Annotated in this window: 22 protein-coding genes; 11 read left to right on the top strand and 11 right to left on the bottom strand. The window is 63.1% G+C overall.

Annotation, left to right across the window (positions count from 1 at the left end; all coding sequences use genetic code 11):
• The first annotated feature begins 51 nt into the window (after positions 1 to 51).
• The 5 genes from KR767_RS08345 to KR767_RS08325 all read left to right on the top strand — a co-directional run bounded on the left by KR767_RS08345 (position 52) and on the right by KR767_RS08325 (position 4,934).
• Positions 52 to 720 (top strand): ubiquinone biosynthesis accessory factor UbiJ, encoded by a 669-nt coding sequence (locus tag KR767_RS08345; protein ID WP_166946199.1) that lies wholly within the window; start codon positions 52 to 54, stop codon positions 718 to 720.
• Entirely contained in the window at positions 717 to 2,369 is a 1,653-nt protein-coding gene (gene ubiB, locus KR767_RS08340) for a ubiquinone biosynthesis regulatory protein kinase UbiB (RefSeq protein ID WP_250878789.1), read from the top strand. The genes KR767_RS08345 and ubiB overlap by 4 nt, the downstream gene beginning before the upstream one ends.
• A gap of 5 nt (positions 2,370 to 2,374) precedes the next feature.
• The gene (locus KR767_RS08335) at positions 2,375 to 3,091 is read left to right on the top strand and encodes a pseudouridine synthase (protein ID WP_250879136.1); all 717 of its coding nucleotides are present in this window, start codon (positions 2,375 to 2,377) and stop codon (positions 3,089 to 3,091) included.
• Positions 3,092 to 3,927: 836 nt separating this feature from the next.
• Complete coding sequence (gene arfB / locus KR767_RS08330; RefSeq protein ID WP_250878788.1) at positions 3,928 to 4,350, top strand: alternative ribosome rescue aminoacyl-tRNA hydrolase ArfB; 423 nt, start codon at positions 3,928 to 3,930, stop codon at positions 4,348 to 4,350.
• The gene (locus KR767_RS08325) at positions 4,347 to 4,934 is read left to right on the top strand and encodes a 1-acyl-sn-glycerol-3-phosphate acyltransferase (protein WP_250878787.1); all 588 of its coding nucleotides are present in this window, start codon (positions 4,347 to 4,349) and stop codon (positions 4,932 to 4,934) included. The genes arfB and KR767_RS08325 overlap by 4 nt, the downstream gene beginning before the upstream one ends.
• A gap of 6 nt (positions 4,935 to 4,940) precedes the next feature.
• Here the strand turns inward: KR767_RS08325 and KR767_RS08320 are convergent, their stop codons facing one another.
• Complete coding sequence (locus tag KR767_RS08320) at positions 4,941 to 5,969, bottom strand: LysR family transcriptional regulator (RefSeq protein ID WP_250878786.1); 1,029 nt, start codon at positions 5,967 to 5,969, stop codon at positions 4,941 to 4,943.
• 140 nt (positions 5,970 to 6,109) lie between these two features.
• Here KR767_RS08320 and aceB point away from each other — a divergent pair, with 140 nt between their 5' ends.
• Together aceB and aceA are read left to right on the top strand one after the other, a co-directional pair.
• Entirely contained in the window at positions 6,110 to 7,705 is a 1,596-nt protein-coding gene (gene aceB / locus KR767_RS08315; protein WP_250878785.1) for a malate synthase A, read from the top strand.
• Between the two features lie 19 nt (positions 7,706 to 7,724).
• Positions 7,725 to 9,014 carry an isocitrate lyase gene (gene aceA / locus KR767_RS08310; RefSeq protein ID WP_250878784.1) on the top strand — a complete coding sequence of 430 codons (1,290 nt, stop codon included), beginning with the start codon at positions 7,725 to 7,727 and terminating at the stop codon, positions 9,012 to 9,014.
• Positions 9,015 to 9,229: 215 nt separating this feature from the next.
• Here aceA and KR767_RS08305 read toward each other — a convergent pair whose 3' ends face one another.
• From KR767_RS08305 to KR767_RS08290, 4 genes are all read right to left on the bottom strand, one after another.
• Complete coding sequence (locus KR767_RS08305; protein WP_250878783.1) at positions 9,230 to 11,023, bottom strand: cation:proton antiporter; 1,794 nt, start codon at positions 11,021 to 11,023, stop codon at positions 9,230 to 9,232.
• Positions 11,024 to 11,359: 336 nt separating this feature from the next.
• A complete protein-coding gene (locus tag KR767_RS08300) occupies positions 11,360 to 12,601 on the bottom strand; it encodes a DUF418 domain-containing protein (RefSeq protein ID WP_250878782.1) in 1,242 nt (413 codons plus the stop codon).
• Between the two features lie 495 nt (positions 12,602 to 13,096).
• Entirely contained in the window at positions 13,097 to 14,602 is a 1,506-nt protein-coding gene (locus tag KR767_RS08295) for an N-acetylmuramoyl-L-alanine amidase family protein (protein WP_250878781.1), read from the bottom strand.
• 524 nt (positions 14,603 to 15,126) lie between these two features.
• Entirely contained in the window at positions 15,127 to 17,430 is a 2,304-nt protein-coding gene (locus KR767_RS08290; RefSeq protein ID WP_250878780.1) for a carbohydrate-binding protein, read from the bottom strand.
• Positions 17,431 to 17,766: 336 nt separating this feature from the next.
• Here KR767_RS08290 and KR767_RS08285 point away from each other — a divergent pair, with 336 nt between their 5' ends.
• Positions 17,767 to 17,976, top strand: coding sequence for a ParD-like family protein (locus KR767_RS08285; RefSeq protein ID WP_166946181.1), 210 nt, complete (start codon positions 17,767 to 17,769; stop codon positions 17,974 to 17,976).
• Complete coding sequence (gene map, locus KR767_RS08280) at positions 17,973 to 18,749, top strand: type I methionyl aminopeptidase (protein ID WP_250878779.1); 777 nt, start codon at positions 17,973 to 17,975, stop codon at positions 18,747 to 18,749. Before KR767_RS08285 ends, map begins: the two co-directional genes overlap by 4 nt.
• Positions 18,750 to 18,791: 42 nt before the next feature.
• Here the strand turns inward: map and KR767_RS08275 are convergent, their stop codons facing one another.
• Both KR767_RS08275 and ubiK read right to left on the bottom strand, forming a co-directional pair.
• Entirely contained in the window at positions 18,792 to 20,294 is a 1,503-nt protein-coding gene (locus KR767_RS08275; RefSeq protein WP_166946177.1) for a YifB family Mg chelatase-like AAA ATPase, read from the bottom strand.
• A gap of 173 nt (positions 20,295 to 20,467) precedes the next feature.
• The gene (gene ubiK, locus KR767_RS08270; RefSeq protein ID WP_250879135.1) at positions 20,468 to 20,722 is read right to left on the bottom strand and encodes a ubiquinone biosynthesis accessory factor UbiK; all 255 of its coding nucleotides are present in this window, start codon (positions 20,720 to 20,722) and stop codon (positions 20,468 to 20,470) included.
• 180 nt (positions 20,723 to 20,902) lie between these two features.
• Between ubiK and glnK the strand changes: the two genes are divergently transcribed.
• Entirely contained in the window at positions 20,903 to 21,241 is a 339-nt protein-coding gene (gene glnK / locus KR767_RS08265) for a P-II family nitrogen regulator (RefSeq protein ID WP_166946445.1), read from the top strand.
• A gap of 24 nt (positions 21,242 to 21,265) precedes the next feature.
• Here the strand turns inward: glnK and KR767_RS08260 are convergent, their stop codons facing one another.
• Both KR767_RS08260 and gpmA read right to left on the bottom strand, forming a co-directional pair.
• Positions 21,266 to 21,859 (bottom strand): CcdC protein domain-containing protein, encoded by a 594-nt coding sequence (locus KR767_RS08260; RefSeq protein ID WP_250878778.1) that lies wholly within the window; start codon positions 21,857 to 21,859, stop codon positions 21,266 to 21,268.
• A 98-nt stretch (positions 21,860 to 21,957) separates the two neighbouring features.
• Positions 21,958 to 22,698 (bottom strand): 2,3-diphosphoglycerate-dependent phosphoglycerate mutase, encoded by a 741-nt coding sequence (gpmA, locus tag KR767_RS08255; protein WP_166946175.1) that lies wholly within the window; start codon positions 22,696 to 22,698, stop codon positions 21,958 to 21,960.
• Between the two features lie 145 nt (positions 22,699 to 22,843).
• Here gpmA and KR767_RS08250 point away from each other — a divergent pair, with 145 nt between their 5' ends.
• Complete coding sequence (locus tag KR767_RS08250) at positions 22,844 to 23,500, top strand: polymer-forming cytoskeletal protein (RefSeq protein WP_166946173.1); 657 nt, start codon at positions 22,844 to 22,846, stop codon at positions 23,498 to 23,500.
• Between the two features lie 121 nt (positions 23,501 to 23,621).
• Here the strand turns inward: KR767_RS08250 and hemF are convergent, their stop codons facing one another.
• The gene (hemF, locus tag KR767_RS08245) at positions 23,622 to 24,524 is read right to left on the bottom strand and encodes an oxygen-dependent coproporphyrinogen oxidase (protein WP_250878777.1); all 903 of its coding nucleotides are present in this window, start codon (positions 24,522 to 24,524) and stop codon (positions 23,622 to 23,624) included.
• Between the two features lie 87 nt (positions 24,525 to 24,611).
• A complete protein-coding gene (locus tag KR767_RS08240; RefSeq protein ID WP_250878776.1) occupies positions 24,612 to 25,319 on the bottom strand; it encodes a YdcF family protein in 708 nt (235 codons plus the stop codon).
• Positions 25,320 to 25,384: the final 65 nt, after the last annotated feature.

The following is a 25,384-nucleotide window of genomic DNA, read 5'->3' as shown; positions in this document are numbered from 1 at the left end:
CGCGACACTGCGGATACGTCCCTTCCGGGGGTGGCAGGCTACAATCCGGCCATGACCTCCGATCGTCCCTCGGCCGACGCCGGCCCGACCCGTTTCCTTCCCCGTCCGTTGCGTGTCCTCGCCGGCCGCGCGATGGAGTCCGTGCTCAACCGTGCCGTGGATCTCGACCCGGATACCCGCCAGCGCCTCGATGCCCTCGATGGCCGCAGCGTGCAGGTCCACCTGAGTGGCCCCGATCTGACCTTGCGCATCTCGGTGGAGAAAGGCCGCCTGCGTGTCGGCCCCGGCGAAGACGACAGCAGCCTGCGCGTCACCGCATCGCCAGGCAGCCTGCTCGCCATGGCCCTGCGCCGCGACGATGACGGCGTATCCCCGGGCAAGGTCGATATCGCCGGTGACGCCGAACTGGCCCGCCGGCTCGAACGCCTTGCCCGCCAGTACGCGCCGGATATCGAGGAAGCCTTCGCCCAGCGCTTCGGCGATGCGATCGGCGTACCGCTGGCGCAGGCCCTGCACAAGGCTTTCGTGCATGCGAAGCAGACGGCCGGCCATCTCACCGAGGATGGCGCGGACTGGTTGCGTGACGAAGGCCGTGTCGTCGTGGCGCCCGGCGAAGTGGATGTCTTCCTTGACGGTGTGGACGCGCTGCGCGAACGCACCGAACGTGCCGAGGCGCGCCTTGCGCGTCTGGAGCGCTCGCTTAAAGGCAACAACGCATGACGTCGCTGCGCCTCGTTCCACGCCTGCTGCGCGTCGCCGCCGTCCTGCTCAAATACCAGCTCGATGAGCTGGTTGATGGCGCCCACCTGTTCCGGCCCCTGAAGCTCGTGCGGCCGCTTTTCCCGCGTCCGGCCGCCGATGTGCGTGGCATGTCGCGAGGGGCGCGCCTGCGCCTCGCGCTGACGGAACTCGGCCCGATTTTCGTCAAGGCGGGCCAGGTGCTGTCCACACGCCGCGACCTGGTACCCGGCGACGTGGCCGACGAACTGGCGCTGTTGCAGGACCAGGTGCAGCCGTTCCCCGGCGCCGAAGCCCGCGCCATCGTCGAGCGCGAGCTGAAGGCACCGGTCACCACGGTCTACGCCCGCTTCGACGAGAACGCGCTGGCTTCCGCCTCCATCGCCCAGGTGCACGCGGCCACGCTGCACGATGGCCGCGAGGTAGTGGTGAAGGTGCTGCGCCCCGGCATCGACAAGCGCATCGCACGCGACATCGACCTGCTCCAGGCGCTGGGTGAACTGGCCCAGCGCTGGCATCCCAATGCCGACAAGATCCGCCCGCTGGACGTGGTGTCCGAAGTCGAGAAGATGCTCGCCAACGAGCTCGATCTCCAGCGCGAAGGCGCCAGCGCCAGCCTGCTCCGGCGCAACTTCGCCAGCGGTGTCGATCTCTACGTGCCCGAAGTCCACTGGGACTACAGCACCGAGCGCGTGCTCACCCTCGAACGCGTTCGTGGCGTCAGCGCCGACGACATCGCGGCCATCGAGGCCGCAGGCCTGGATCGCAAGCGCCTTGCCGAGAAGGGCGTGCGCCTGTTCTACGAGCAGGTCTTCCGCGACAACTTCTTTCACGCCGATGCGCATCCGGGGAACATCTGGGTAGACACCGCGCGTATCGACGAACCGCGCTTCATCGCGCTGGACTTCGGCATCATGGGCTCGCTGCCCGAGGCCGATCAGTACTGGTTGGCCGAGAACTTCATCGCCCTGTTCGAGCGTGACTATGCGCGTATTGCGCAGTTGCATGTCGCCGCGGGCTGGATGCCGTCGAACATCCGCCTCGACGAGCTCGAAGCCGCCGTGCGCACCGTGTGCGAGCCGTATTTCACGCGCCCGCTATCGCAGATCTCCATCGCCGAGCTGGTGGTGAAGCTGTTCCAGACGGCGCGTCGTTTCGAGCTGACGCTGCAGCCGCAGCTCATCCTGCTGCAGAAGACACTGCTGAACATCGAAGGCGTGGGCCGCATGCTCGATCCGGAGATCGACATCTGGGCCGTGGCGCATCCGGTGCTCAAGCGCATCCTTCGCGAGCGCTACAGCCTTCGCTCCACGCTGCGCGACGTGCGTCGTCGCGTGCCGGAGTGGTTGCACAACGCACCTCGCATGCCGGAGCTGGTGCGCGATGCGTTGCGTCAGGTCGCCAGTGGCGAACGCCGCCACGTGGCCGATCCGCTGGCGCTGGCACTCGCGCGCGAAGATGCGCGCCGATTGCACCGCTCCATCGCCTGTGGCCTGCTCGGTGGCTCGCTGTTCATCGGTGCGTCGTTGCTGTACGCGCTATCGCCGCATGCGGCGTGGCCCGTGGCGCTGGTGCTCGGCATCGTGGGTGTTGCAGCCTTCGTGGCCGCATGGCCGCGTCGCAGTCGCTGACCGACGTGCTCGAGATCCTGTACCAGGACGACGACCTCGTCGCCGTCAACAAGCCTGCGAACCTCGCCGTGCATCGCTCGGCCTTCGTCGGGCCGGACGACGCCTTTCTTATCGACATGCTGCGCGAGCAGGTCGAGGGAAAACTGCATCTTGCGCACCGCCTGGATCGCGCTACTTCCGGCGTGCTGCTGGTGGCGCGCTCATCCGAAGTCGCCGCGCAGCTCGGCGAGCAGTTCATGGAGCGCACGGTACGCAAGCGCTATGTCGCTATCGTGCGTGGATGGCCCGACCCGGAAGACGGCTGCATCGACTACCCGCTGCCCGGCTCGCGCGAGACCGGTCCGCGGCGGGAGGCTCAGACCGATTACCGGCGGCTGGGCATCATCGAGGTGGATATTCCGCTGGGTCGCTACGAAAAGCAGCGTTACGCATTGGTCGCCGCCGAGCCACGCACCGGGCGCTTCCGCCAGATACGCAAGCATTTCGCGCATATCCACCACCCCATCGTGGGTGACAGCCAGCACGGACGCGGCGATCACAACCGGCTGTACAAGCAGCATTTCGCATCGCACCGCCTGCTGCTGCATGCCGCGAGGCTGGAGTTCACTCACCCCCGCGATGGCCGCCCCATGAGTATCGACGCAGGCTTGGATGCGACGTGGCTCCGCCTGCTCGAACGCTTCAACTGGCAAACCGCCTACGACAACTGGCGCCTCACTTGACCGTCGTTCCAGCGAACGCTGGAACCCAGTGCCCCGGTTTACCAGCAAACACGACCACGCCACATCAGCTCGTGCGTAGGTCACCCTCGTGCAAAAACCCAGCGCACCGCGCTGGGTTCCTGCTTTCGCAGGAACGACGTGAGGGATAGGCGGGGAATCTCAGTGTGGTAACCCGTCGTTCCAGCGAACGCTGGAACCCAGCGCCCCGGTTTACCAGCAAACACGACCACGCCACATCAGCTCGTGTGTAGGTCACCCTCGTGCAAAAACCCAGCGCACCGCGCTGGGTTCCTGCTTTCGCAGGAACGACGTGAGGGATGGGCGGGGATTCTCAGTCTGGTAACCCGTCGTTCCAGCGAACGCTGGAACCCAGCGCCCCGGTTTACCAGCAAACACGACCACGCCACATCGGCTCATGTGCAGGTCACCCTCGTACAAAAACCCAGCGCACCGCACTGGGTTCCTGCTTTCGCAGGAACGACGTGAGGGATGGGCGGGGATTCTCAGTCTGGTAACCCGTCGTTCCAGCGAACGCTGGAACCCAGTGCCCCGGTTTACCAGCAAACACGACCACGCCACATCAGCTCGTGCGTAGGTCACCCTCGTGCAAAAACCCAGCGCACCGCGCTGGGTTCCTGCTTTCGCAGGAACGACGTGAGGGATGGGCGGGGAATCTCAGCCTGGTAACCCGTCGTTCCAGCGAACGCTGGAACCCAGCGCCCGGTTTACCAGCAAACACGACCACGCCACATCGGCTTTGGTGTAGAGGCCCTCTGGCGTAAACCCGCCGCAACGCATCATGACGGCATCATCTGCGCTGCTAGAATCCCCCCACCATGCTCACCGTCACCCGATCCATCGCCATCCCCGAGACCGAACTGGTCGAGCGTTTCATGCGCGCCGACGGCCCCGGCGGCCAGCATGTGAACCGAACCGAGAGTGCGGTGGAACTGCGTTTCGACGTCGCCTCCTCCCCTTCGCTACCCGATGAAGTTCGCGCGCGACTGCTGGCCCGCCGCGACCGGCGCATGACCGATGCTGGCATCCTGGTGATCCAGGCACGCCGCTTCCGCGACCAGGCACGCAACCGCGACGACGCGCGCGACCGCCTTGTGGAGATCATCCGCGAAGCCACCGTCGTGGCGAAGAAGCGCGTGGCGACCAGGCCCACGCGCGCCTCGAAAGAACGCCGTCTCGCCGGCAAATCGCAACGCGGCGACACCAAACGTGGCCGCTCCCGCGACTGGAGCCGCGAATGACGGGCATCCCCGAGCGCCTGCCACCTAACGTACCGTCCCTGCCCGATTCCGCGTGGCGTCGTTTCTCACGCTGGGCCATCCGCATCAGCGGCTGGCGCATCGTGGGCGACCTGCCCGACCTGTCGCGCGTCATTCTCATCGGAGCGCCGCATTCGTCATACTGGGACGGTATCTGGGGCCTGCTGATGAAATCAGCCATTGGCCTGGATCTTGGCGTAATGATCAAGCGCGAAGTGTTCAGCGGCCCGTTCGGTCCCATCGTGCGCAGGCTCGGCATGATTCCCATCGATCGCAAGGCCGCCACCGACATCGTCGGCCAGATGGTGCAGCGTTTCGCCACCCACCCGAAGATGTGGCTGGGCATCGCACCGGAAGGTACGCGCAAGGCCGTCACACAGTGGAAATCCGGTTTCCTGCGCATCTCCCGCGCGTCGGGCGTGCCCATCCAGCCGATCTTCATCGATTACCCCACGAAGACCTTCACGTTTGGCCCGCTCGTGCACGCCAGCGACGATATCGACGCCGACATGATTCGCATCCGCGCGATGTTTGCCGGTTATCACGGCAAGCACCGCGACGCCTGATCCGCATCAACGCTCGGAATGCCCCGACTCGTCGTAATCGCGATGAGTCAGCAGACCGGGGCGGATGAGATCGACGAAGGCCCGTGCCTCCGGGCTCAGGAACTTGCCCTTGCGCATCACCACGCCATAGCTGCGTTGCGGCAGGTACTGGCGCATGTTCCGTATCGCCAGGCGCTCGCGATCGGCCTCGGTAAGGCAGATACCGGTCACGATGGAGATGCCCAGCCCCATGGCGACGTATTGCTTGATGACATCCCAGCCACCAACTTCGATGGCCACCTTGTAGGGCACGTGACGCTGCTGGAACACCATGTCCACGAGGCGGTAGGTGGTGAGCCGTTTCGGCGGCAGGATCAGCCCGTACTGCGCGATGTCTTCCAGCCGGATGTCGCTCTTCGTCGCCAGCGGATGATCGGGCGGCATGATCAGCATCGGGTCGTAGTGATAGACCGGTGCCCACGCGATGTCATGGGGTACGTCGATCATCGAGCCGACCGCGATATCCACTTCGTCACTGCGCAACAGCGCAATGCCATCGCGATTGGTCACGTTGGACAGCGCCAGATGCACTCCCGGGTAGCGCTCACGATAAGTCTTCACCAGTTCGGGCAGCAGGTACTGGATGGTGGACGACCCGGCCGCAATGGTCAGCCTGCCCGCCCTGGCTCCCTGTACGCGCGTGCGGAACGCCTGGTCCAGGTCCTCGAAGCCCTCCACGAGGGGACGGGCCATCTCGTACAACGCCTCGCCAGCATCGGAGAGCGTGATACGTCGGCGGGTGCGTTCCAGCAGGGTGGCGCCCAGCTCCCGTTCCAGCGCCTTCAACTGGAGGCTCACCGAGGGCTGAGACAGGAACAGGGCTTCAGCCGCCCGGCTGAGACTGCCGAGCCGGGCGATATAGACGAAGGCCCGTAGCTGCTTGAGGCGATTGCCCTTGTAGTAGAAACGGCCGCCGGTGTCCTCGCCCTCCTGGGCCTTTGAAACCCTGGAACGGCTCTTCGGCGTGGTTTTCCGCCCGGCATTCAGCTTTATCATGCTCCGATTTCCTGATGATAATCAGCGAACTGGAACTACTATTAATTTCTTCAATATGTTTCTTTGAAACATATGCTTTGTCAAATTCAATGATCGAGGCGTAGCGTGAACTCCCGACCCGTCGCTGGAGGCATCACGTCATGGCCGTTCCCAAGAGTGCGATCGATCCCCTGTCCGGCGTCCGCGTGGAGGACCGCAAGGCCCACGCCGATGTCCTGACCCCGGGGGCCCTCGCCTTCGTCGCCGGGCTGCATCGGCGCTTCGATACCCGCCGCCTCGCCCTGCTGGCCGAACGCAGCGCCCGCCAGCAGCGCTATGACGCGGGCCAGCTGCCCGACTTCCGCCCCGACACGGCCGCCGTGCGGCAGAGCGACTGGGCCGTCGCCCCCATCCCGGCCGCCTTGCAGGACCGCCGCGTGGAAATCACCGGCCCGGTCGAACGCAAGATGATCATCAACGCGCTGAACTCGGGCGCGAAGGTGTTCATGGCCGACTTCGAGGATTCCAGCGCACCCACCTGGCACAACCAGATCGACGGCCAGCGCAACCTGCGCGATGCCGTGAACGGCAGCATCGAGTTCACCAGCGACGCCGGCAAGCGCTACACCGTGGGGCCTCACCCTGCCGTGCTCGTCGTGCGACCCCGTGGCTGGCACCTGCCGGAGCGGCACATGGAAGTGGATGGCGACATCGTCTCCGGCAGCCTGCTCGACTTCGGGCTCTACGCCTTTCATAACGCGCGGACGCTGCACGAGCGCGATCGTGGCCCCTACTTCTACTTGCCCAAGCTGCAAAGCATGGAAGAAGCGGCGCTATGGGACGACGTGATGAGCCATGCCGAAACCGAACTCGGCCTGCCCGACGGCTGCATGAAGGCCACGGTGCTGATCGAGACGCTGCCGGCCGTGTTCCAGATGGACGAGATCCTGCATGCCTTGCGCAATCGCGTTGTCGGCCTCAACTGCGGCCGCTGGGATTACATCTTCTCGTACCTGAAAACCTTTCGCGCACACCGCGAGCGACTGCTGCCGGAACGTGGACAGGTGGGCATGACGGTGCCGTTCCTGAAGGCCTATTCCGAGCTGCTTATCCGCACCTGTCATCGCCGTGGTGCGTTCGCCATGGGCGGCATGGCTGCGCAGATTCCCATCAAGGGCGACGACGCCGCCAACGAAGCCGCGCTTGCCAAGGTGCGCGCCGACAAGCTGCGCGAGGTGACTGCCGGGCACGACGGCACCTGGGTGGCCCACCCGGCACTCGTCGCAGTGGCTCAGGCAGTGTTCGACGAACACATGCCAACACCGAACCAGCTGCACGTGCGCCGCGACGACGTCATCGCATCGCGTGACGCGCTGATCGCGCCCGCCATCGGCACGGTCACCCGCGAGGGTTTCGACAACAACGTGGAAGTCTGCCTGCGCTATACCGCCGCATGGCTGGACGGCCAGGGCTGCGTGCCCATCCATCACCTGATGGAAGACGCAGCCACCGCCGAGATCGCCCGCGCACAGCTATGGCAATGGCTGCACCACGGGCCGATCGAATTCAGCGACCACGCATCCATCAGTTTCGCCCTGTTCGATCACGCACTGGAAAAACATCGTCACCGCCTGCGTGATTCCTCCGCACCCGGTGCCTCACGCGCCGACGAAGCCGCCACCTTGCTGTCCGCGCTTACCCGTGCCGACGAACTGCGCGACTTCCTCACCCTGCCCGCCTACGAGCGCCTGTCCTGAGATTCCAAGGAGAACCACCATGAAGACGCACAACGCCGAACACATCACGCTGGACTGGAAGAACAACGACCGCTGGAACGGTATCGAGCGCCCCTATGGCGCGGAAGACGTGGTGCGCCTGCGCGGCAGCGTGCAGGTGGAACATACGCTGGCCCGTCGTGGTGCCGAACGCCTGTGGCGCTCGCTGCACGAGCGCCCCTTCGTGAATGCACTGGGCGCCCTCACCGGCAACCAGGCGATGCAGCAGGTGAAGGCCGGGCTGGAAGCCATCTATCTCTCTGGCTGGCAGGTCGCCGCCGATGCGAATACGGCAGGCACCATGTATCCCGACCAGTCACTGTACCCGGTGGATTCCGTGCCCAATGTCGCACGCCGGATCAACAAGGCGCTGCTGCGCGCGGATCAGATCCACCACGCCGAAGGCAAGGATGGCCGCGACTGGCTCGCACCGATCGTGGCCGATGCCGAGGCCGGCTTCGGCGGCGTGCTCAACGCCTATGAGCTGATGGGCCAGATGATCGAAGCCGGTGTGGCCGGCGTGCATTTCGAAGACCAGCTCGCCAGCGCGAAGAAGTGCGGACACATGGGTGGCAAGGTGCTGGTGCCGACGCAGGAAGCCGTGCAGAAGCTGGTTGCCGCACGACTGGCCGCCGACGTGGCCGGCGTGCCCACGCTCATCATCGCGCGCACCGACGCCCAGGGCGCAGGCCTCGTTACGTCGGACATCGACGACAACGACAAACCCTTCCTCACCGGCAAGCGCACCGTGGAAGGCTTTCACGAAAGCCGCCAAGGCCTTGAGCAGGCCATCAGCCGTGGCCTGGCGTATGCGCCGTATGCCGACCTGATCTGGTGCGAGACCTCCACGCCGGATCTGGACGAAGCACGCCACTTCGCCGAAGCGATCCATGCGAAGTTCCCGGGCAAGAAGCTGGCCTATAACTGCTCGCCGAGCTTCAACTGGAAGAAACACCTCGACGAAAAGACCATCGCCAGCTTCCAGAAGCGCCTGGGCGAGATGGGCTATGCCTTCCAGTTCATCACCCTGGCCGGCTTCCACGCACTCAACCATTCGATGTTCCAGCTCGCCAACGGCTATCGCCAGCACCAGATGGCAGCTTATGTGGAACTGCAGGATGCGGAGTTCGCTTCGGAAAAGGACGGCTACACGGCGGTGAAGCACCAGCGCGAAGTGGGCACGGGCTACTTCGATGCGGTGAACCAGGTGATCTCGGGCTCGCTCAGCTCGCTGTCGGCATTGTCAGGCTCGACGGAAGAAGAGCAGTTCCACCCCGCCTCGGCCGCCTGATGCTTGTGTAGGAGTGCGCCTTGCGCGCGACAGGTGCGCTGCGCATGCCCCGGTCGCGCGCAAGGCGCGCTCCTACAGGAATAGCAGCTCGCACGATTGCTGGCTGGGCCCGCGCGGAAGGGGGCTTGGCTGGCTGTCGAGGGGGAGACTGCGACCGAGGGCGGGGAGACTGCGCGCGGTCGCGGTGCGTATTTTCGGCCTCCTATGGCAGCGCGTCAAGGAATGACGCCCTGTTCCGGAGGCACCAGGGCGATCACCGTCCAGCCCGGGCGCGGTTCCAGCTCGCGATGCCCGGATGCGATGCGCAGGGCGCCCTTCTCTTCCATGCCGAACAACAACACCGTGCGCGAGCCGTACTGCTCGATGAAGTGCGGCCAGTCGAAGGTTTCACTGAGGCGCGTGGACTTGATCCGCCAGCCCTCCTTCAACAGATCGGCGAAACGCGCATGGGTCATGTCGTCGGCAAACAGCGCCGTGGCAAGCAGGCTACCGGCCAGCGATGCGCGACCATGGCTTTCCTCCGGCGACAGGTTGCGCAGGCGATATACCTTGTCGCGCCCGAACTCCTCGCGGTAATGCACGCTCACCAGCGAATTCAGTTCGCGGTGCGTGGACATCGCAAAAAGATGACCGATACCGGCCAGATCGAGATTGCGATCCGCCGCCTGCGAGGCCGGATTACCGAAGAACGTGGAAAGCCCCGCCATGCGGGCGGCACGAATGCCGTTCCAGTCGTCGTCGGCCACCACCACGCGAAGGCCGTCGTTCGCCGCCAGGGCCTGCGCAATCTCCAGCGCCACATTGTCCGAGCCATAGATCAGCACGCCACGCGGTTCCGGATCGGCCACCTTGAGCCAGCGGGCCAGGGGCCGCGCCGTGGCGCTCTGGAATACCACGGTGCCGATGATCATCAGGAACACCAGCGGCACCATCTTGTCCGCGCCTTCAAGGCCGATCTTTTCCAGACGGATGGCAAACAGCGCAGAGACGGATGCGGCCACGATGCCACGCGGTGCGATCCATGCAATCAGCGCACGCTCCTTCCACGCCAGCGTGCTGCCGACGCTGGAGATGAGCACCGATAGCGGCCTGATGAACAGCTGCGCGACTACGAAGATCGCAATACCCGCGAACAACGCGCCGTCGGGCAGTGGCCAGTCCAGTCGCGCGGCCAGCAGGATGAACAACGTGGACACCAGCAGCGTCGTCAGGTGCTCCTTGAAGTCCATGATGTCGTCGATATGCACATCGCGCATGTTGCCCAGCGCGATGCCCATGATCGTCACGGCAAGCAAGCCCGATTCATGCGCGAAGTGATTGGACACGCTGAAGGTGGCCAGCACCGCAGCCAACGTGCCGAAGTTCTGCAGATACTCGGGAATGATCTGCCGACGTAACAGCCGGCCGAGCACGAAGGCCGCCACGCCACCCACGATCACGCCACAGGCCACGGTGCCCAGGAATACCTGGATGGAATGCCCCTGCCGGTGCGACACGATCGCTTCGTACACCAGCACGGCGAACAGCGCGCCGATCGGATCGATGACGATGCCTTCCCAGCGCAGGATGTTGGAGATGCGCGCATTGGGCCGCACCGTGCGCAGCATCGGCGCAATCACCGTGGGTCCGGTCACACAGGTCAGCGCACCGAACAGCAGCGACAACTCCCAGCTGAGTCCGCCGATCCAGTGCGCGGCAGCGGCCAGCATCAGCAGCGCCGCGATGGCGCCGTAGCTGACCAGGCCACGCACGGCGTGCCCGATACCTTTCAGCTCACCGAAGCGCAGCGTGAGGCTGCCCTCGAACAGGATGACCGCCACCGCCAGCGAAACGATGGGAAACAACAGGTCGCCCAGCAGCTGATCGGGATGCAGCAGCCCCGTCACCGGGCCGGCGACGATACCGGCGAGCAGCAGGAAGAGAATCGCCGGCAGGCGCACCCGCCAGGCCAGCCATTGGCACAGGAACCCGATGCCGAGCATCAGGGTCAGCAGCATTGCCAGTTCCATAGAGGTGCAGATCCTTGTTCCCAAAAGAAAAACGACCAGCTCGGGGAGCCGGTCGCCAACGGGGATCATAAGGATCCAAATGTGAAGAAAGGCCGGGTCCCGATGCTGGAGCGGGGGGAGGGAGGGGTATCCAGCATCGGGACGGGGCGGGCGGGCCATTATTAAGAGAACCGCCTGGTACAGAATTCTCCGCCCCCACCCCCTATTTGTCAACTCTTCAGTACATGAAATAAAGTTCACCGGAGGAAACGCACTGTTTCACGTCATCACGACACGACCTCGTAGCAACAGCGAAAGCGTTCGGTGCGCACGCTCTGTTCTTTTCCGTATCGGGAATCAGGCCGTCACCGGCTCACGAATACGCATGGGCTGCCACTGTGCGTACGTCAGCGAGCGCCACGCCCATTCGATCGGACCAAAACGGAAAGCACGCAGCCAGAGCATGCTTGCCACGATGTTGAACGCCCAGATGGCGGCGATCACGTAGGTGATCTGGTAGTACTCCAGCCTGCCGTAGAGCGCCCAGGGGCCGACCGAGAACAGGGCACGCGCGATGAGGCTGGTAAGGAGGTAGTTGCTGAGCGCTGTCCTGCCCACGGCCGAAAGCGCATTCCACAGGCCCTTTGCCACGCCTTGCCTCATCAACAACAGGATGAGCGCCGTGATGGCGAGCGATGCGGCTTCACGATTGAGGTAATAAGGCAGGTAAAGCCACAGGCTCATGCTCCACGTGGTGAATCCGTCCTGCTGCACGTGCCATAGCCCGAGCAACGAGAGCGGCACCGAGATCAGGAAACCGATGGCTACCGTCCAGGCGTAGACCTTCGTGGATTGACGTCCGGTGAGGAATCCATTCTTGAAAAGCCCCATGCCGATCAGCATGGCACTGAATTCATCGAAGATCTCCAGGTAACCGCGGCCCGACCTGTCGCCATAAAGACGGGTAAAACGCGCCTCCACGCCTTCCACATAGCTCTGCTCGCGAACCTCGGCGACCTGCTCCGCATACCCTTCCTTGTCCGTCACCTGCGATGTATTGAGTTCTTTCCATTCTTTCGCGCGCTTGACCGCTTCTGCATCCGGGTGGGCGCCCGACGTGTGGCTTACCTCGGCCGCTACCTGCTGCTGGAGTGCAAGGCGCTGCGGAAGCTTGAGGTAGAAAAGCGACATGCTGGTTGTTGCGATGAACAGGGAAACGAGTGTGCCGGTGATGATCAGTGTGCGCGACTTGAGCAGACGAAACGGATAAAGAAAGATGAGCGCGCACAGGCCGTAATGGAACAGGATGTCGCCCGTCCAGATGAATACGCCATGCAGGAACCCCATGACGAGAAGCCACATGTTGCGTCGCATATAAATGTCCGACGCGGATGTGACGCCATCCCGCTTCGAGATGCGCTCGGTGAGAAGAACCACGCCTGCACCGAACAGCATGGCGAACACGCCGCGCATACGACCTTCGAAGAAGATCCACTTGATCGCCCAGATGATCATGTTGAGCGTGGCGTGGTCGCCCGTGAATGCATTCAGCGGAATACCGCCGAATGCACCGGGGATCGCAAAATCATCGATGTTCATTACCAGAATGCCCAGAAGGGCAAACCCCCTCAGGGTATCGATGGTAACGATGCGATCAACGACGCTAACGGGCTGTGCAGTCACGGATAGCCGCGCATACATCCTGGAATAGCCCCCGCTTGAGACGGAACCGGCAGTGATATCGGACATGAAGGCTCTACTCAAACGACAGCAGGGATGATCGACACACGCTTAAGTGTCGACCGATTCAATCCCCTCAAAGACTGCGTGGCCGCCAGTCCCCCTGACTTCGACCTATATGCATTTCGACATATCTACCGTGAATACGACCCTGACGAGATTGCACGGCAAGCTTAAAGCAATCGAGACGCCCCTGACTTGGCCATTCTAGCCTGATAGGCGCAAAAACTATCGCTATCGAAGAGAAAAATTAAGATGGCTACACAACAACTTCAAAATAGGCTGCGGAGGCAAGTTGACGAGACGCACCGTCCATTCACCAGAAGACGATGATTGGACCGAGCCAATAGTGCCTCAAGCTCTTGGCTGGCAAACCAACGACGTTTCCGTTGTTGCGGTAACTCCGTCATCGTCCCTAGCCGTGACGCCCCAGACCATCCGAAACGGTTTCTTAGCGCCATTACAGGAACGATGAGTCACCTTCCGCTGATCTTCGCTATAGAAAACACCCGAACTAGCCACACAAATAATGCCCGGTGTACATTCTTTCACGTAAGTCGTGTAATGAATGGGATAGCGCGGATTTCCTCCTACTGCTATCTCTACTTCTACCGAACTCCCGGATATCAGCTTGGAATCGGGGAAGTTAACTGTAAAGGGATCGCAGCCCTTTCCTTCGCGAAATAACCGATAGCCCTTCTCAAGCCCGCGCATCGCAGCATCCTGAAAAAGCGGATGCTGGATCGCGTTAGCATCCTCGGCATTGGTATGGAATCCTACTTCGGCAATGATGGACGGCATGGTGGCGTGCTTATTTTCACCCTGATCTCCAGGGTGAGGCTTCAGTGACACAGGAAAATCCTGGAACGACCTAACTGAATGAATGGATTCTCGCATATAGCAAAGAGCGTTCTCCGCCAACCTACGATCCGTTGAGCGACCGTCATAATAGTACACTCGCACACCACGAACATGCGAGGAAGAAGCATTAGTATGAATGTGAATCAGGGCATCCGCTTTTAGATAGTTGGCGTAAAATGGCCTGCTACGTATGTCCTCATCTCTCTCCACCAAGCCGTAATCTCTGCTTGAAAAGCTATTCCATATAGAGGGCACGTCCGGAAGAATGGATTGCAAGTAATAACGCGCACCCAGACTGGATAGATATTCACCAGACTCGCCATGCCTATCAACGCCATCCGCGCGAACACGAAAAACTTCAACTCCGCTTCTCATCGTTAAGTAGCGTCCAAGCCTCCATGCAAATCGTGGCGTAATCGCATCCTCGATAATGCCATTATGCTCTTCCCTCTGGTAAAGCCATTTCTTGAAATGCCTGTGATAGTACTTTCCGTGCCCTGCGGCAACCACAACCCTCAGGCGAGCATCTGCCACATCACGACGAAGCCTTGCCCTTCCCACTCCATTGAACTGGGGAAGATCATCATCGAAGTAGTCATCGATACGCTTACGTTCGAATCTGAATTCCAGGTCATAAGTCAATGCCCTTGATTCGATCAACGTATAGACATGAATATTTATCTGATGAAGAAGATCCTCTAACTCACCACCATTGATCGACGGAACGTATCCACGCCCAAGATCAACCGTGATTCGTGACCCCTCATCAGGAATGGATACCTTGACACGGATAGTTGCCAACTGGCCAGGTATTCGCTCTTGCTTGTCGACAATCGATTGCACCAGACCTCTGACTTCATCAGCAAACGCCGTCCTTTCTATCGCAGATGGGTACTGAGCAAGATCACCCTCAAAGTTCGCCAACCCCGTCATTGGCAGAAGTACCGACGGAGCAAATAGAAGAATCACGAATCCATACTTCTTTTGTAACTGCATCATATCGAACACCCCTTAATTGCAGGCATGCACAACAACGCCACTTCAAAAGATGGCGCCAGGCACGGCCACATTCTCATGGGATGAGAAATACAAGACATCAGGCACAGCCCGACGATCAATGGAGGCGTTGGATGAAAACATCACCATCGAAACAGGCTGCTACTTGTGTACACGGCCTTGCCGATCAGAGCATTTCCGCGCACCGTTGCAAGCTCACTACCTGATGGCAAATCGGGCGAAAACATCTTCAATCAGCAATGACACCTTTGCTTCATTCGCAGCGCCAAACGGGCTGGGATATCGATATAGATAATGACTTCGCCATCAAAATTGCAACGTTTGATTCGCAAAGCTCCAGGCAGAGGCGACGTGCTTTCTGGCACACCGCCAACCTCGCCTATCACCTCATCCGATATAGGCACAGTAACGATGTCGAGCACGCCTTCACCAGACCGCGCCGCCCCTGCTGCGCAGGGACGGCGCGGTCTCTCCGACCTCAGTAAGTGATCGGCGAGCGGCCTGACTTACTGAGGCGAGGCCGCTACCTGATGCACATTCCAGCCGGACGCATCCTCGGTCAGCGTCAGCACCTGCTTGCCTGCCTGTAAATGCATGGAGGCGGTGACCGTGGTCCAGGCCTGCCAGCTACCCGTAGACGGCACGTCGACGCCTCCTGTGAGGTTGTGGCCGTTGGCATCTGCAAGATGGAATGCGCGCGGCACACCACCCGGGGACGCTACACGGAAGGCAAGCTGGTAAATACCTGATTGGGCGACATTCACGGTGTAATTGAACCACTGCCCGCTAGCCGTCCAACCCAGGTCATAGCCGCCACCCGCATCCGAACTCGTTTCCAAGTCGATGCTGTCCGGACGGGACACGTTCGCACCGCCATTGGCGGAGAACACGTTATAGGCGACGGCCTGACCACCTAGGTCGTAGCTATTGAACAATAGTGTTCCAGGGAAGGCGAGAGCATTGGAGAACGCGGTCTCCGATGCCGGCACCTGCCAGCTGTTGCCACTCAGCGTAGCGCTGAAAGTCGGCTCGCTGTTCTGGTAGGGCAACTGACCGGCGGCAACGCCGTTCACCGTATTTGCCGTCAGCGTGGCATTGCCGTTCTTCGCCGGATAGAACGGCGCTCCGATGACGATGCCGTTGCGCCATGGTGACACCACGGTATTGTTCGACAGCGTCGTGTTGGTCGACGTCGAGAAACCGATGCCGTCGAACATCGGCTGCACGACGACGTTGCCCGTCACGACGTTGCCGTCCACGATGCCGGTGTTCTGACCATCGCTGCCGTTGCCGATGTGAATGGCTGGCTGCCCTTGATCGAAACCGTTGCCGCCTGCACGCTCGATGCGATTGCCCGCGATACGCGAATTGTGCAGGTCGTCGCCATTGACGCCGAAACGCCCTACGCCAAGGCCGGTATAACGCGCGGTGTCAGCAATCAGGTTGTCTTCCACGTCATGGCCGGTACCGCCATACACACCGATGCCCTTGCCATTCCATGCGGCGATGAGCGTATTGTCCGTTTCGTGGATGTTGGTCATCGGGCTGTAGAAAACCTGCCCTGCGCCCGATCCGTTGTAATGCACCGAATTGATCGCCATGGCATCGTCACCCGTGCCACGGATGAAATTGTTGGTGGCGGTGAGGTTGTTGCCTTGCGTGGCATCCAGCGACACATTGTTGAGGTTGCAGCCATCCGCCCATACCGAGGTCACGCGGTTGTTGCGAATGGTGCCGCCGTTGCCTGCGGCCCAGTAGCCGGACAGCACATGCTCGGTCCACAGGTTTTCCAGTAGCCAGTTGGTGCCCGCGATATCCATCGCGCCGCCTGCACCGTCGATGCTTTCACGGCTGGTCGCGTTGGAATCCAGGTGCAGCCCGCGAATCGTGGACGAATGCACCTGGAACAGCGCACCGAGGCCACCGGCGTTGTTGGGCAGGCTCACCTGGCGATAGATGGTGCTGTACCACATGCCTGCGCCCTGGATGGTCAGGCCATTGACGATGAGGCCTTGCGTACCCTTCAGGTAGAACGTACCGGCCGGCACCCACAGCACGCGGTTCTGCGCCTGCGCCTGGTTGATGCAGTTCTGGATAGCGCCCGAGCTGTCGGGCGCGTTCGTATCGCCACGGCCCAGCGTCGGCGCGTTGTCGGCTACGGCGCCGCAATCGGTGATCGACAGCGAGCCGGCCGGCTGCGCGAGCGGTGCGGGCGGGTTCTCGACGTCGATCACATCGAGGTCATAGAAGCTCGCGGAGTTGTCACCGTCCTTGCGGAACGAAAACGTGCTGCCCGGTGCGATCGGATCGCCCTGCACGAAGAAGTGACTGTCGTCGAAGAAGGCGCGCGGACGACCGCTGGCGGGATTCTGGTCGCTCGCCTGGTACTGCTGGCCCTCGTAGATCCACGACTGGTGGGAATTGAGATTGACGTGCTGGCGGAAAACGCCGTTGACGTAGAGGTTGAGCGTCGTTTCGATGCCTCCGCCCTGCGGGGCATCGGGCACACTGGCGCGAACGTCGATGTAGCTGATCGGCTGACCGGTGTCGTTGCTCCACCAGACTTCTTCGCCGGTGTTGCGCAGTTCCACATAGGAATGGCCGGAAGCTTCCAGCGCAGGCGTCGCGAAACGGTCGGCCGGGGGTGCCGTGAGGGCAACGAGGTGCGCGCCGTTGAGGTGTCCGGCTTCGGCCTCGTAACTGGTGAACGGCGTATGTGCGCCATTGGCCTGGGCGCCGGCGGAAACGGCCAGAAGGGCCGGAATCAGCATGCTCAGGATACGCGGGGCGGAAGGGATGCGATCGATCATCACGCTCGTCTCGTAAGGAAGGGATCGGGCGCATGGGCACGGCATGGAGTCGCTCGCGGATCCATGGCGAACCGGACGGTCATGAACTTTCCCCTGCCTCGGCATACGTCATGGCATGACGTGCCGCGCAAACATGGCCCTTTGACACGCTAGCCCCTGGCGCACTCCCGTGCATGGCAAAAAATCGCGCGCTTTGTTTACCCCGGACAGGGGGTAGCCGTGCCGTGACGGGGATCACTCTCCGGTATGTGAAGACGGGTTCTTCCACCGGCTGTTGGCCTTGAATGGAATATACGATTCATATATGTTTCGCATATTCTTCAGGCAGGAACACCCATGGGCATCGTGAACATCGACGACGAACTGCACGACCAGCTGCGCCGCGCATGCACGGTCACCAGCCGTTCGATCAACGCCCAGGCCAATTTCTGGATTCGCATCGGCATGCTCTGCGAGCTGCATCCCGAGCTGAGTTTCCAGGAACTGGTGGCGAGGGAATTGAGGGAAGCCGGCGTCCGGTCGCAGCCACTGGCCGCATCGGCGTGATCAAGCAATCCGACGAAATCGTTCGCATGGCGGAATCCGGCCGCTTGCTGGCCTCCGTGTTCCATGCCCTTGATCGCCTGCCCATGGAAGGCATGAGCACCATGCAGATCAACGATTTCGTCGAGCGCATGATCGTCGATGAACTGAAGGCCCGCCCTGCCAGCAAGGGACAGTATGACTTTCCCTATGTACTGAACGCCTCGATCGACAACGTCGTATGCCATGGCATGCCGTCGGAAGACGATATTCTGCGTAACGGGCAGATCGTCAACCTGGATATCACGCTGGAAAAAGACGGCTACGTTGCCGATTCCAGCACCACTTACCTGATCGGCGAAGTCGGCTATGCAGCCCGGCGCCTGGTCGATGTGACCTACCAGGCCATGTGGAAAGGCATCGCCGAAGTACGCCCCGGCGCACGCCTTGGCGACATCGGTCACGCTATCGCCCGCCACGCGCGCGAACACGGGTATAGCGTGGTCAAGGAATTCTGTGGCCATGGCATCGGCCGTGAGATGCACGAAGACCCGCAGGTGCTCCACTACGGACATCGCGGCACGGGCGTCGAATTGCAGGAAGGCATGACCTTCACCATCGAGCCGATGCTCAACGAGGGCAGGCCCGCCATCGTGTCGCATCCCGATCAATGGCCGGTGTACACGCGCGACGGCAAGCTGTCCGCACAGTTCGAACATACGGTGGCCGTGACACGACACGGCGTGCGAGTGCTGACGCTCAGGCCTGACGAAAAGCCGCTTTGTGCCATGAGCTGAGTGCAGGCTGCCAGCAACGCTGGTTTCGCCGGCTCACGTCGATCAGAAACGCCGGTAATGAAGCGCTTCCGCCAGATGCGGCTGTTCGACACACCCTGTGCCGCCTTCGAGATCGGCGATGGTGCGCGCCACACGGAGAATGCGGTGATAGGCGCGTGCCGAGGCACCCAGCTTGTCGAGTGCCGATTCAAGCCACTCGCGTTCCGCATGCGGCAACGCGCAGTCACGCTCCAGGTTCACGACGCTCAGTTCCGCATTGCTCTGACCCGAACGCAGCAGCGCCTTCTCTCGCGCCGTGATGACGCGACGGCGCACCGTGGCGCTGTCTTCGTCCATGGGTGAAGGGCCGGCCGTGAGGGCCGAGATGGGTACGCGCGGTACTTCCACGCACAGATCGATGCGATCGAGCAGCGGGCCGGAAATGCGCGAGCGGTAGCGCTGCACCTGATCCGGCGTGCAGCGGCATTCGTGCAACGGATCGCCTGCGTAACCGCAGGGGCAGGGATTCATTGCAGCGACCAGCTGGAATTCCGCCGGAAAGGTGGACTGGCGCGCGGCACGGGAGATAACGATCTGCCCGGATTCCAGTGGCTCGCGGAGCACTTCGAGGACATGCCGCGAGAACTCGGGAAGCTCGTCGAGGAACAGCACGCCGTTATGCGCCAGCGAGATTTCGCCCGGGCGGGGGCAGGAGCCGCCGCCGACCAGTGCCACGCCCGATGCCGTGTGATGCGGGGCGCGGAAGGGACGGCGGCGCCAGCCTTCCGGATCGATATCTTCGCCAGCCAGTGAGCGGATGGCGCAGCTCTCCAGCGCCTCGGATTCAGTCATGGGTGGAAGAATGCCGGGCAGGCGTTCGGCCAGCATGGTCTTGCCGGTGCCGGGCGGGCCGATGAGAAGCAGGTGGTGGCCGCCGGCCGCGGCGATCTCCAGTGCCCGGCGCGCCTGGTGCTGGCCCCGGATGTCGCCCATGTCGGGGCCGGACTGCGGCAGGTCGTAGAAGTCGGTGGATACCGGTGGTGGCACCAGCTCGACCTGCCCGCTCAGCCAGGCGCAGACCTCGGCAAGGCTGTCGGCAAGCAGTACATCGGCCTCGCCGATGATGGCGGCCTCGGCGGCATTGGCACGAGGTACGACGATGCGACGGCCGCTGCGACGGGCGCGGATCAGGGCGGGAAGGATGCCGGACACGGGGCGGAGCTCGCCGGACAGGGCCAGCTCGCCCAGGAATTCACAGTCGTCGAGCCGTTCGCGGGGCACCTGTGAGCCGGCGGCGAGGATGCCCAGGGCGATGGCGAGGTCGAAACGTCCGCCATCCTTCGGCAACTCGGCGGGCGCGAGGTTCACGGTGACCCGGCGGTTGGGATACTCGAAGGCGGTGTTCTGGATGGCGACCCGGACGCGGTCACGCGCCTCGCGCACCGCCGCTTCGGGCAGGCCGACGATGGACGTGGAGGGCAGGCCGCCGGACAGGTGAACCTCGACGACGACCTGCGGCGCGGCAACACCTTCCTGCGCCCGCGACAAGGTGACCGCGAGACTCATAAGTGGAGGTATCGTAACCGGTAACGGATTTGGCCGGGTAGCGAACGTCGTCGATCCTGCGGGGATCCTGTTCGCATACGCGCTCCTTGCGCCGGCGGGGAAAATAACCGCCCCCGACCGCTCTCGGGGTGAGGGTGACGGATCGGAGGCGGTCCCGGGACTTGCGGTCAGTCCTACTGGCCGCGGTGCGCTGCGCTGACTTCGAGATCAGCGATGCGCTTTTCCAAACTTTCGAGCTTTTCGCGCGTACGGGCCAGGACCTGGCTCTGGACGTCGAATTCCTCGCGGGTTACGAGATCGAGGCGGCGTAATCCCTGCGCCAGAATGTCTTTGATGTTGGCGTGCATGTCCTCACGCGCTTGCGCCAACCCTGGCGGAACCAACGATGCCAATCGCTGTGCGAGTTGATCGATACCCTGCACATCCATCTTGCGCACCTCGATGTCGTGGAATGAATTCTAAGTGATGGGATTGTAGGCGCTATAGGCGTACGCCCACACGTCTTGTAGGGTTTTTCCTACAAAGAACCCAGGAAGACGCCCGGCAGCCCGGATGGCACAATGTCCATCCCCCGCGCCGGCACCCGCCTGCGCCCCAAGGAGCCATACATGAAGCTGGTGGTCGCCATCATCAAGCCGTTCAAGCTGGACGACGTCCGCGAAGCCCTCGCCGACGTGGGCGTCCAGGGCGTCACCGTGACGGAGGTGAAGGGCTTTGGCCGGCAGAAGGGCCATACCGAACTGTACCGGGGCGCCGAGTATGTGGTGGACTTCCTGCCCAAGATCAAGCTTGAGGTCGCCGTGGCCGACGACCAGATCGAGCGCGTGGTCGAAGCCATCCAGCAGGCCGCCCGTACCGGCAAGATCGGCGACGGCAAGATCTTCGTCAGTCCGCTCGATCAGGTGGTGCGGATCCGCACCGGTGAGCTGGACAACGACGCCCTCTGAAGGGCGTCGTCCTTAAGGGCATCCTCAGGCCGCGGCCTGCCCCAGCCGCTTGAAGCGGCGGTGGTGCATCAGGATGCCGATGTAGTAGGCCATGTAGTAGCCGATGGTCAGCCCGGCGATCACCATCGTGAGCGGGCTGTTACCCGGTGCCGGTGCCTGCGGGTGCGCCTGCGCACCGCCGAACATGGGCGCCAGCACCAGGAAGCGCCAGGCCAGGCGGCCCAGCAACAGGGCCGTCAGCGCTGCGCCGATCCATGGATTGGGGATGTAGCAATCCTGGCCGCCGGTGCCCAGCTCGAAGCGGGTCAGGCGCAGCCCCAGCAGGCCCAGGGCGCCGCCCACCAGCAGTCCCGCGAAGCCGCCCTCCGCCAGGCGGATGTCCTGCAAGCCCGAGGACAGGATCAGCAGGGCGATCACCCCGAACAACACCACGCGACCCGTCATGCGGCGCGTGCGGATCGGCTGCCGGCCGAAGCTGCCGCGCACCCGGCGATAGATGGCAAATGCCACCAGGCCGCCGATGAGGATCGGGGTAAACAGGGAAGCGGGGGACTGCGTGGCGATCTGGGCAAGCATGGCGAGGCTCTCGCGTTCGTCGGATGGGCACAGCTTAGCCACGCGCCGGTGCCGCCACGAGGGCCAGTCGCCACCCTTTGCGGGTGACGACTGTCAGCCCGTCCCGCCGCCTGGACGAAGCAGGCCAGGCGCGGCGCGGCTTACGCCGAGGCCTTGCCCTGGTTGGCCACGGCGGCCATCTTGGCGGCGATCTCGGCCTGGTCGCCCAGGTAGTAGTGCTTCACCGGCTTCAGATCGGCGTCGAATTCATACACCAGCGGGATGCCGTTGGGGATGTTCAGCTCGGCGATGTCGTCATCCGAGATGTTGTCGAAGTACTTCACCAGCGCGCGCATGGAGTTGCCATGGGCCGCCATCAGCACGTTCCTGCCCGAGGTGATCGCCGGGGCCAGCACCTCGTGCCAGTACGGCAGCACGCGGGCCACGGTGTCCTTCAGGCATTCGGTGAGCGGTACGTCGGCGATGCCTTCGTAGCGGGCGTCGTCGGCGAAGGACATCTCGCCCGGCTTCAGCGCCGGCGGCGGGGTGTCGTAGCTGCGGCGCCAGATCTTCACCTGGTCGTCGCCGTATTTCGCGGCGGTCTCGGCCTTGTTGAGGCCGGTCAGCGCACCGTAGTGGCGCTCGTTGAGACGCCAGTCGGTAACCACCGGGATCCACATCAGGTCCATCGCGTCCTGCACGTGCCACAGCGTGCGCACGGCGCGCTTGAGGTAGGAGGTGTGGGCCAGGTCGAAGGTGAAGCCGGCTTCCTTGAGCAGGCGGCCGGCCTCCTGGGCTTCCTTCACGCCCAGCTCGCTGAGGTCGACATCGGCCCAGCCGCTGAAGCGGTTTTCGAGGTTCCAGGCCGACTGGCCGTGGCGGATCATGACGAGCTTGTACATGGCGTCCAACGCTGCGAGGGAAAAAGGCGATGGTGGGCCGTGGCCCGGGGGCCGTCAACTTCGGGACCCTGCCGGAAGTCACGCTAAACCTTGCGGCCGCAAGGGGCATCCTAGGCCTACCAGCCTACTCGTGGAGTAACACACCATGCGCCGCACCCTGCTTTCGATCCTCGTCGCCCTTTCCGTTGCCGGCAGCGCCATGGCGCGGGACACCGACCCCTACAACAAGGTCAACGGCTCGGTGGAGGTATCCTCCGGCGAACACGTGGACAAGGTCAGCACCGTCAACGGCAGCGTCCGCGTCGGCGACCGCGCGGTGGTGCAGAAGGCGCAGACGGTGAATGGTTCGGTGAAGCTGGGCGATTCGGCCTCGGCCGACCAGGTGAACACGGTCAATGGCGCCATCACGCTGAACAGCAACGCGAAGGTGAGCGGCGACCTGAAGTCGGTGAACGGCCGTGTCTCGCTGGACAAGGGCGCCGACGTGAAGGGCCGCCTGTACAACGTCAATGGCGAGATCGAGCTGGACGCCGCCCATGTGGGCCAGGGCATCGAGACGGTCAATGCCGACCTCACCGTGGGTGCGAATTCGCAGGTGGAGGGCGGTGTCCTCTACAAGAAGCCGCAGGGCAACAACTGGCGCAGCGAGAACCGCAATCCCAAGGTCGTGATCGGGCCGCATGCCGTGGTGAAGGGTGACCTTACCTTCGAGCGTCCGGTGGATCTGTTCGTGAGCGATTCGGCATCGGTGGGTAACGTGAGCGGCGCGACGGCGAAGAAGTTCTCGGGGTCGGCTCCGTAAGGGGATTTGTTGCCGATATCGCTTCGAATGGTCGCGCGCGAGGCGCGCTCCTACAAGGGAGCGCGCCTCGCGAACGGCTACGCCATGCCCCTGTAGGAGCGCGCCTTGCGCGCGACCACCCTCAAACCCAGTCGCGCGGCTTCAGGTACTCGTAAAGCCGCGCCTCGTCACTCCCCGCTTCCGGCGCATACGCATACTCGAAGCGCACCTGCGGCGGCAGGCTCATCAGGATCGACTCCGTGCGTCCGCCCGATTGCAGGCCGAACAGCGTGCCGCGGTCGTAGACCAGGTTGAACTCCACATAACGCCCACGGCGATAAAGCTGGAACTGCCGCTCGCGCTCGCCATGAGGCGTATCCCGACGACGCTCCACGATCGGCAGATAGGCATCAAGGAAGCCCTGCCCCACGTCGCGGGTGAAATCCAGGCAACGTTCGAAACCGCCTTCGTTGAGATCGTCGTAGAACAATCCGCCCACGCCGCGTGTCTCGTTGCGATGCTTCAGGAAGAAGTACTCGTCGCACCAGCGCTTGTAGCGATCGTAGACATCCTCGCCATACGGCCGGCAAAGGTCGCGCGCCACGCCATGCCAGTGACGGACATCCTCGTCGAAGGGATAGAACGGCGTGAGGTCGAAACCGCCGCCGAACCACCACACCGGCTCCACGCCCTCCTTCGAGGCTTCGAAGTAGCGCACGTTGGCATGCGTGGTGGGGATGTACGGATTGCGCGGATGCAGCACCAGCGAAACGCCCGTGGCGATGAAGCCGCCGCCGGCCAGATCCGGCCGGTGGGCCGTGGCGCTCGGCGGGAGCTGGGTACCGGAGACCCGCGAGAAGTTCACGCCCGCCTGCTCGAAGATGGCGCCGTCGCGCAGCACGCGCGTACGACCGCCACCACCGGCGGGGCGGGTCCATGCGTCTTCCTGGAAGCGTGCCTTGCCATCGATGGCTTCGATGGCGGCGCAGATGCGGTCCTGCAGCTCACGCAGGAACGATTCGGCAATATCGGCTTGTTCGGACATGGGCACCGCATCCTCTTGGCAGGCGTGCAGCTTATCAAGAGAGCCCTGATCCCCCGCTGCGGCACGCAGCCGCGCAGGCGTGACGCCTCAGCCGATGCGTGCAGCCATGCGGCGGTTGCCGGTAAGCGCCGCCCAGCGCATGCCCGTGTCGATCCACATGAGGTAGCCGGCCTCCATCGCCATGCGCAGCAGGTAGCGCCGCGTCCACGGCATGGCTTCTTCCGCCCCCAGCGCAGAGGCGTCGAAGCCCAGGCGTCCCGCGAGGTACATGCAGCGGGCGAGATGGTAGCGGCTGGTGACCAGCCAGACGGGCGGCAACGGAGCTTCGTCGCCGGCCCTGAGCAGCTCCCGGGCGTGACGCAGGTTTTCCAGGGAATCGATGGATATCTGCTCCAGGTCCAGCGGCACGCCAGGGGGCCAGTCGCGTGCCTGAAGCCAGCGACGCCCGGCTTCTGCCTCGCTTATGGCGCCCCCACTCAGGCCACCCAGCAACAGGACACGGTCCGCGCGCCCGTCGAGTGCGTTATCCCTGGCCCGCGAAAGACGGGCGGCAAAATCGGTCTCGGGCCGGTCATCGACGAGGCGACGACCGAACACCAGGAACACGCCGCGATGCCCTGCCCGCACCGGCGCACCCCGCGCCAGCCGGATCACCCGTACCAGGTGCGCCACATACAGCAGGCCCAGGCTGCCCACGCAGGCAAACGCCGTGACGAAGGCCGCCACGAGGATGTCGCGATCACTCAGGTAGCGCCATACGCCACGCCGCAAGGGCTTCAGCAGACCGGAGGACATAGCGCTTCCGAGGCGTCCGGGAAAACGCGCAGTGTACCCGCCAGTGCCGCTCGCTGAATCCCGGT

Source organism: Luteibacter anthropi, from assembly GCF_023699965.1.
Classification (GTDB): Bacteria; Pseudomonadota; Gammaproteobacteria; order Xanthomonadales; family Rhodanobacteraceae; genus Luteibacter; species Luteibacter anthropi.
The sequence above is the reverse complement of the archived record's forward strand: the minus strand, read 5'-3'. Positions and strand labels throughout refer to the sequence as shown.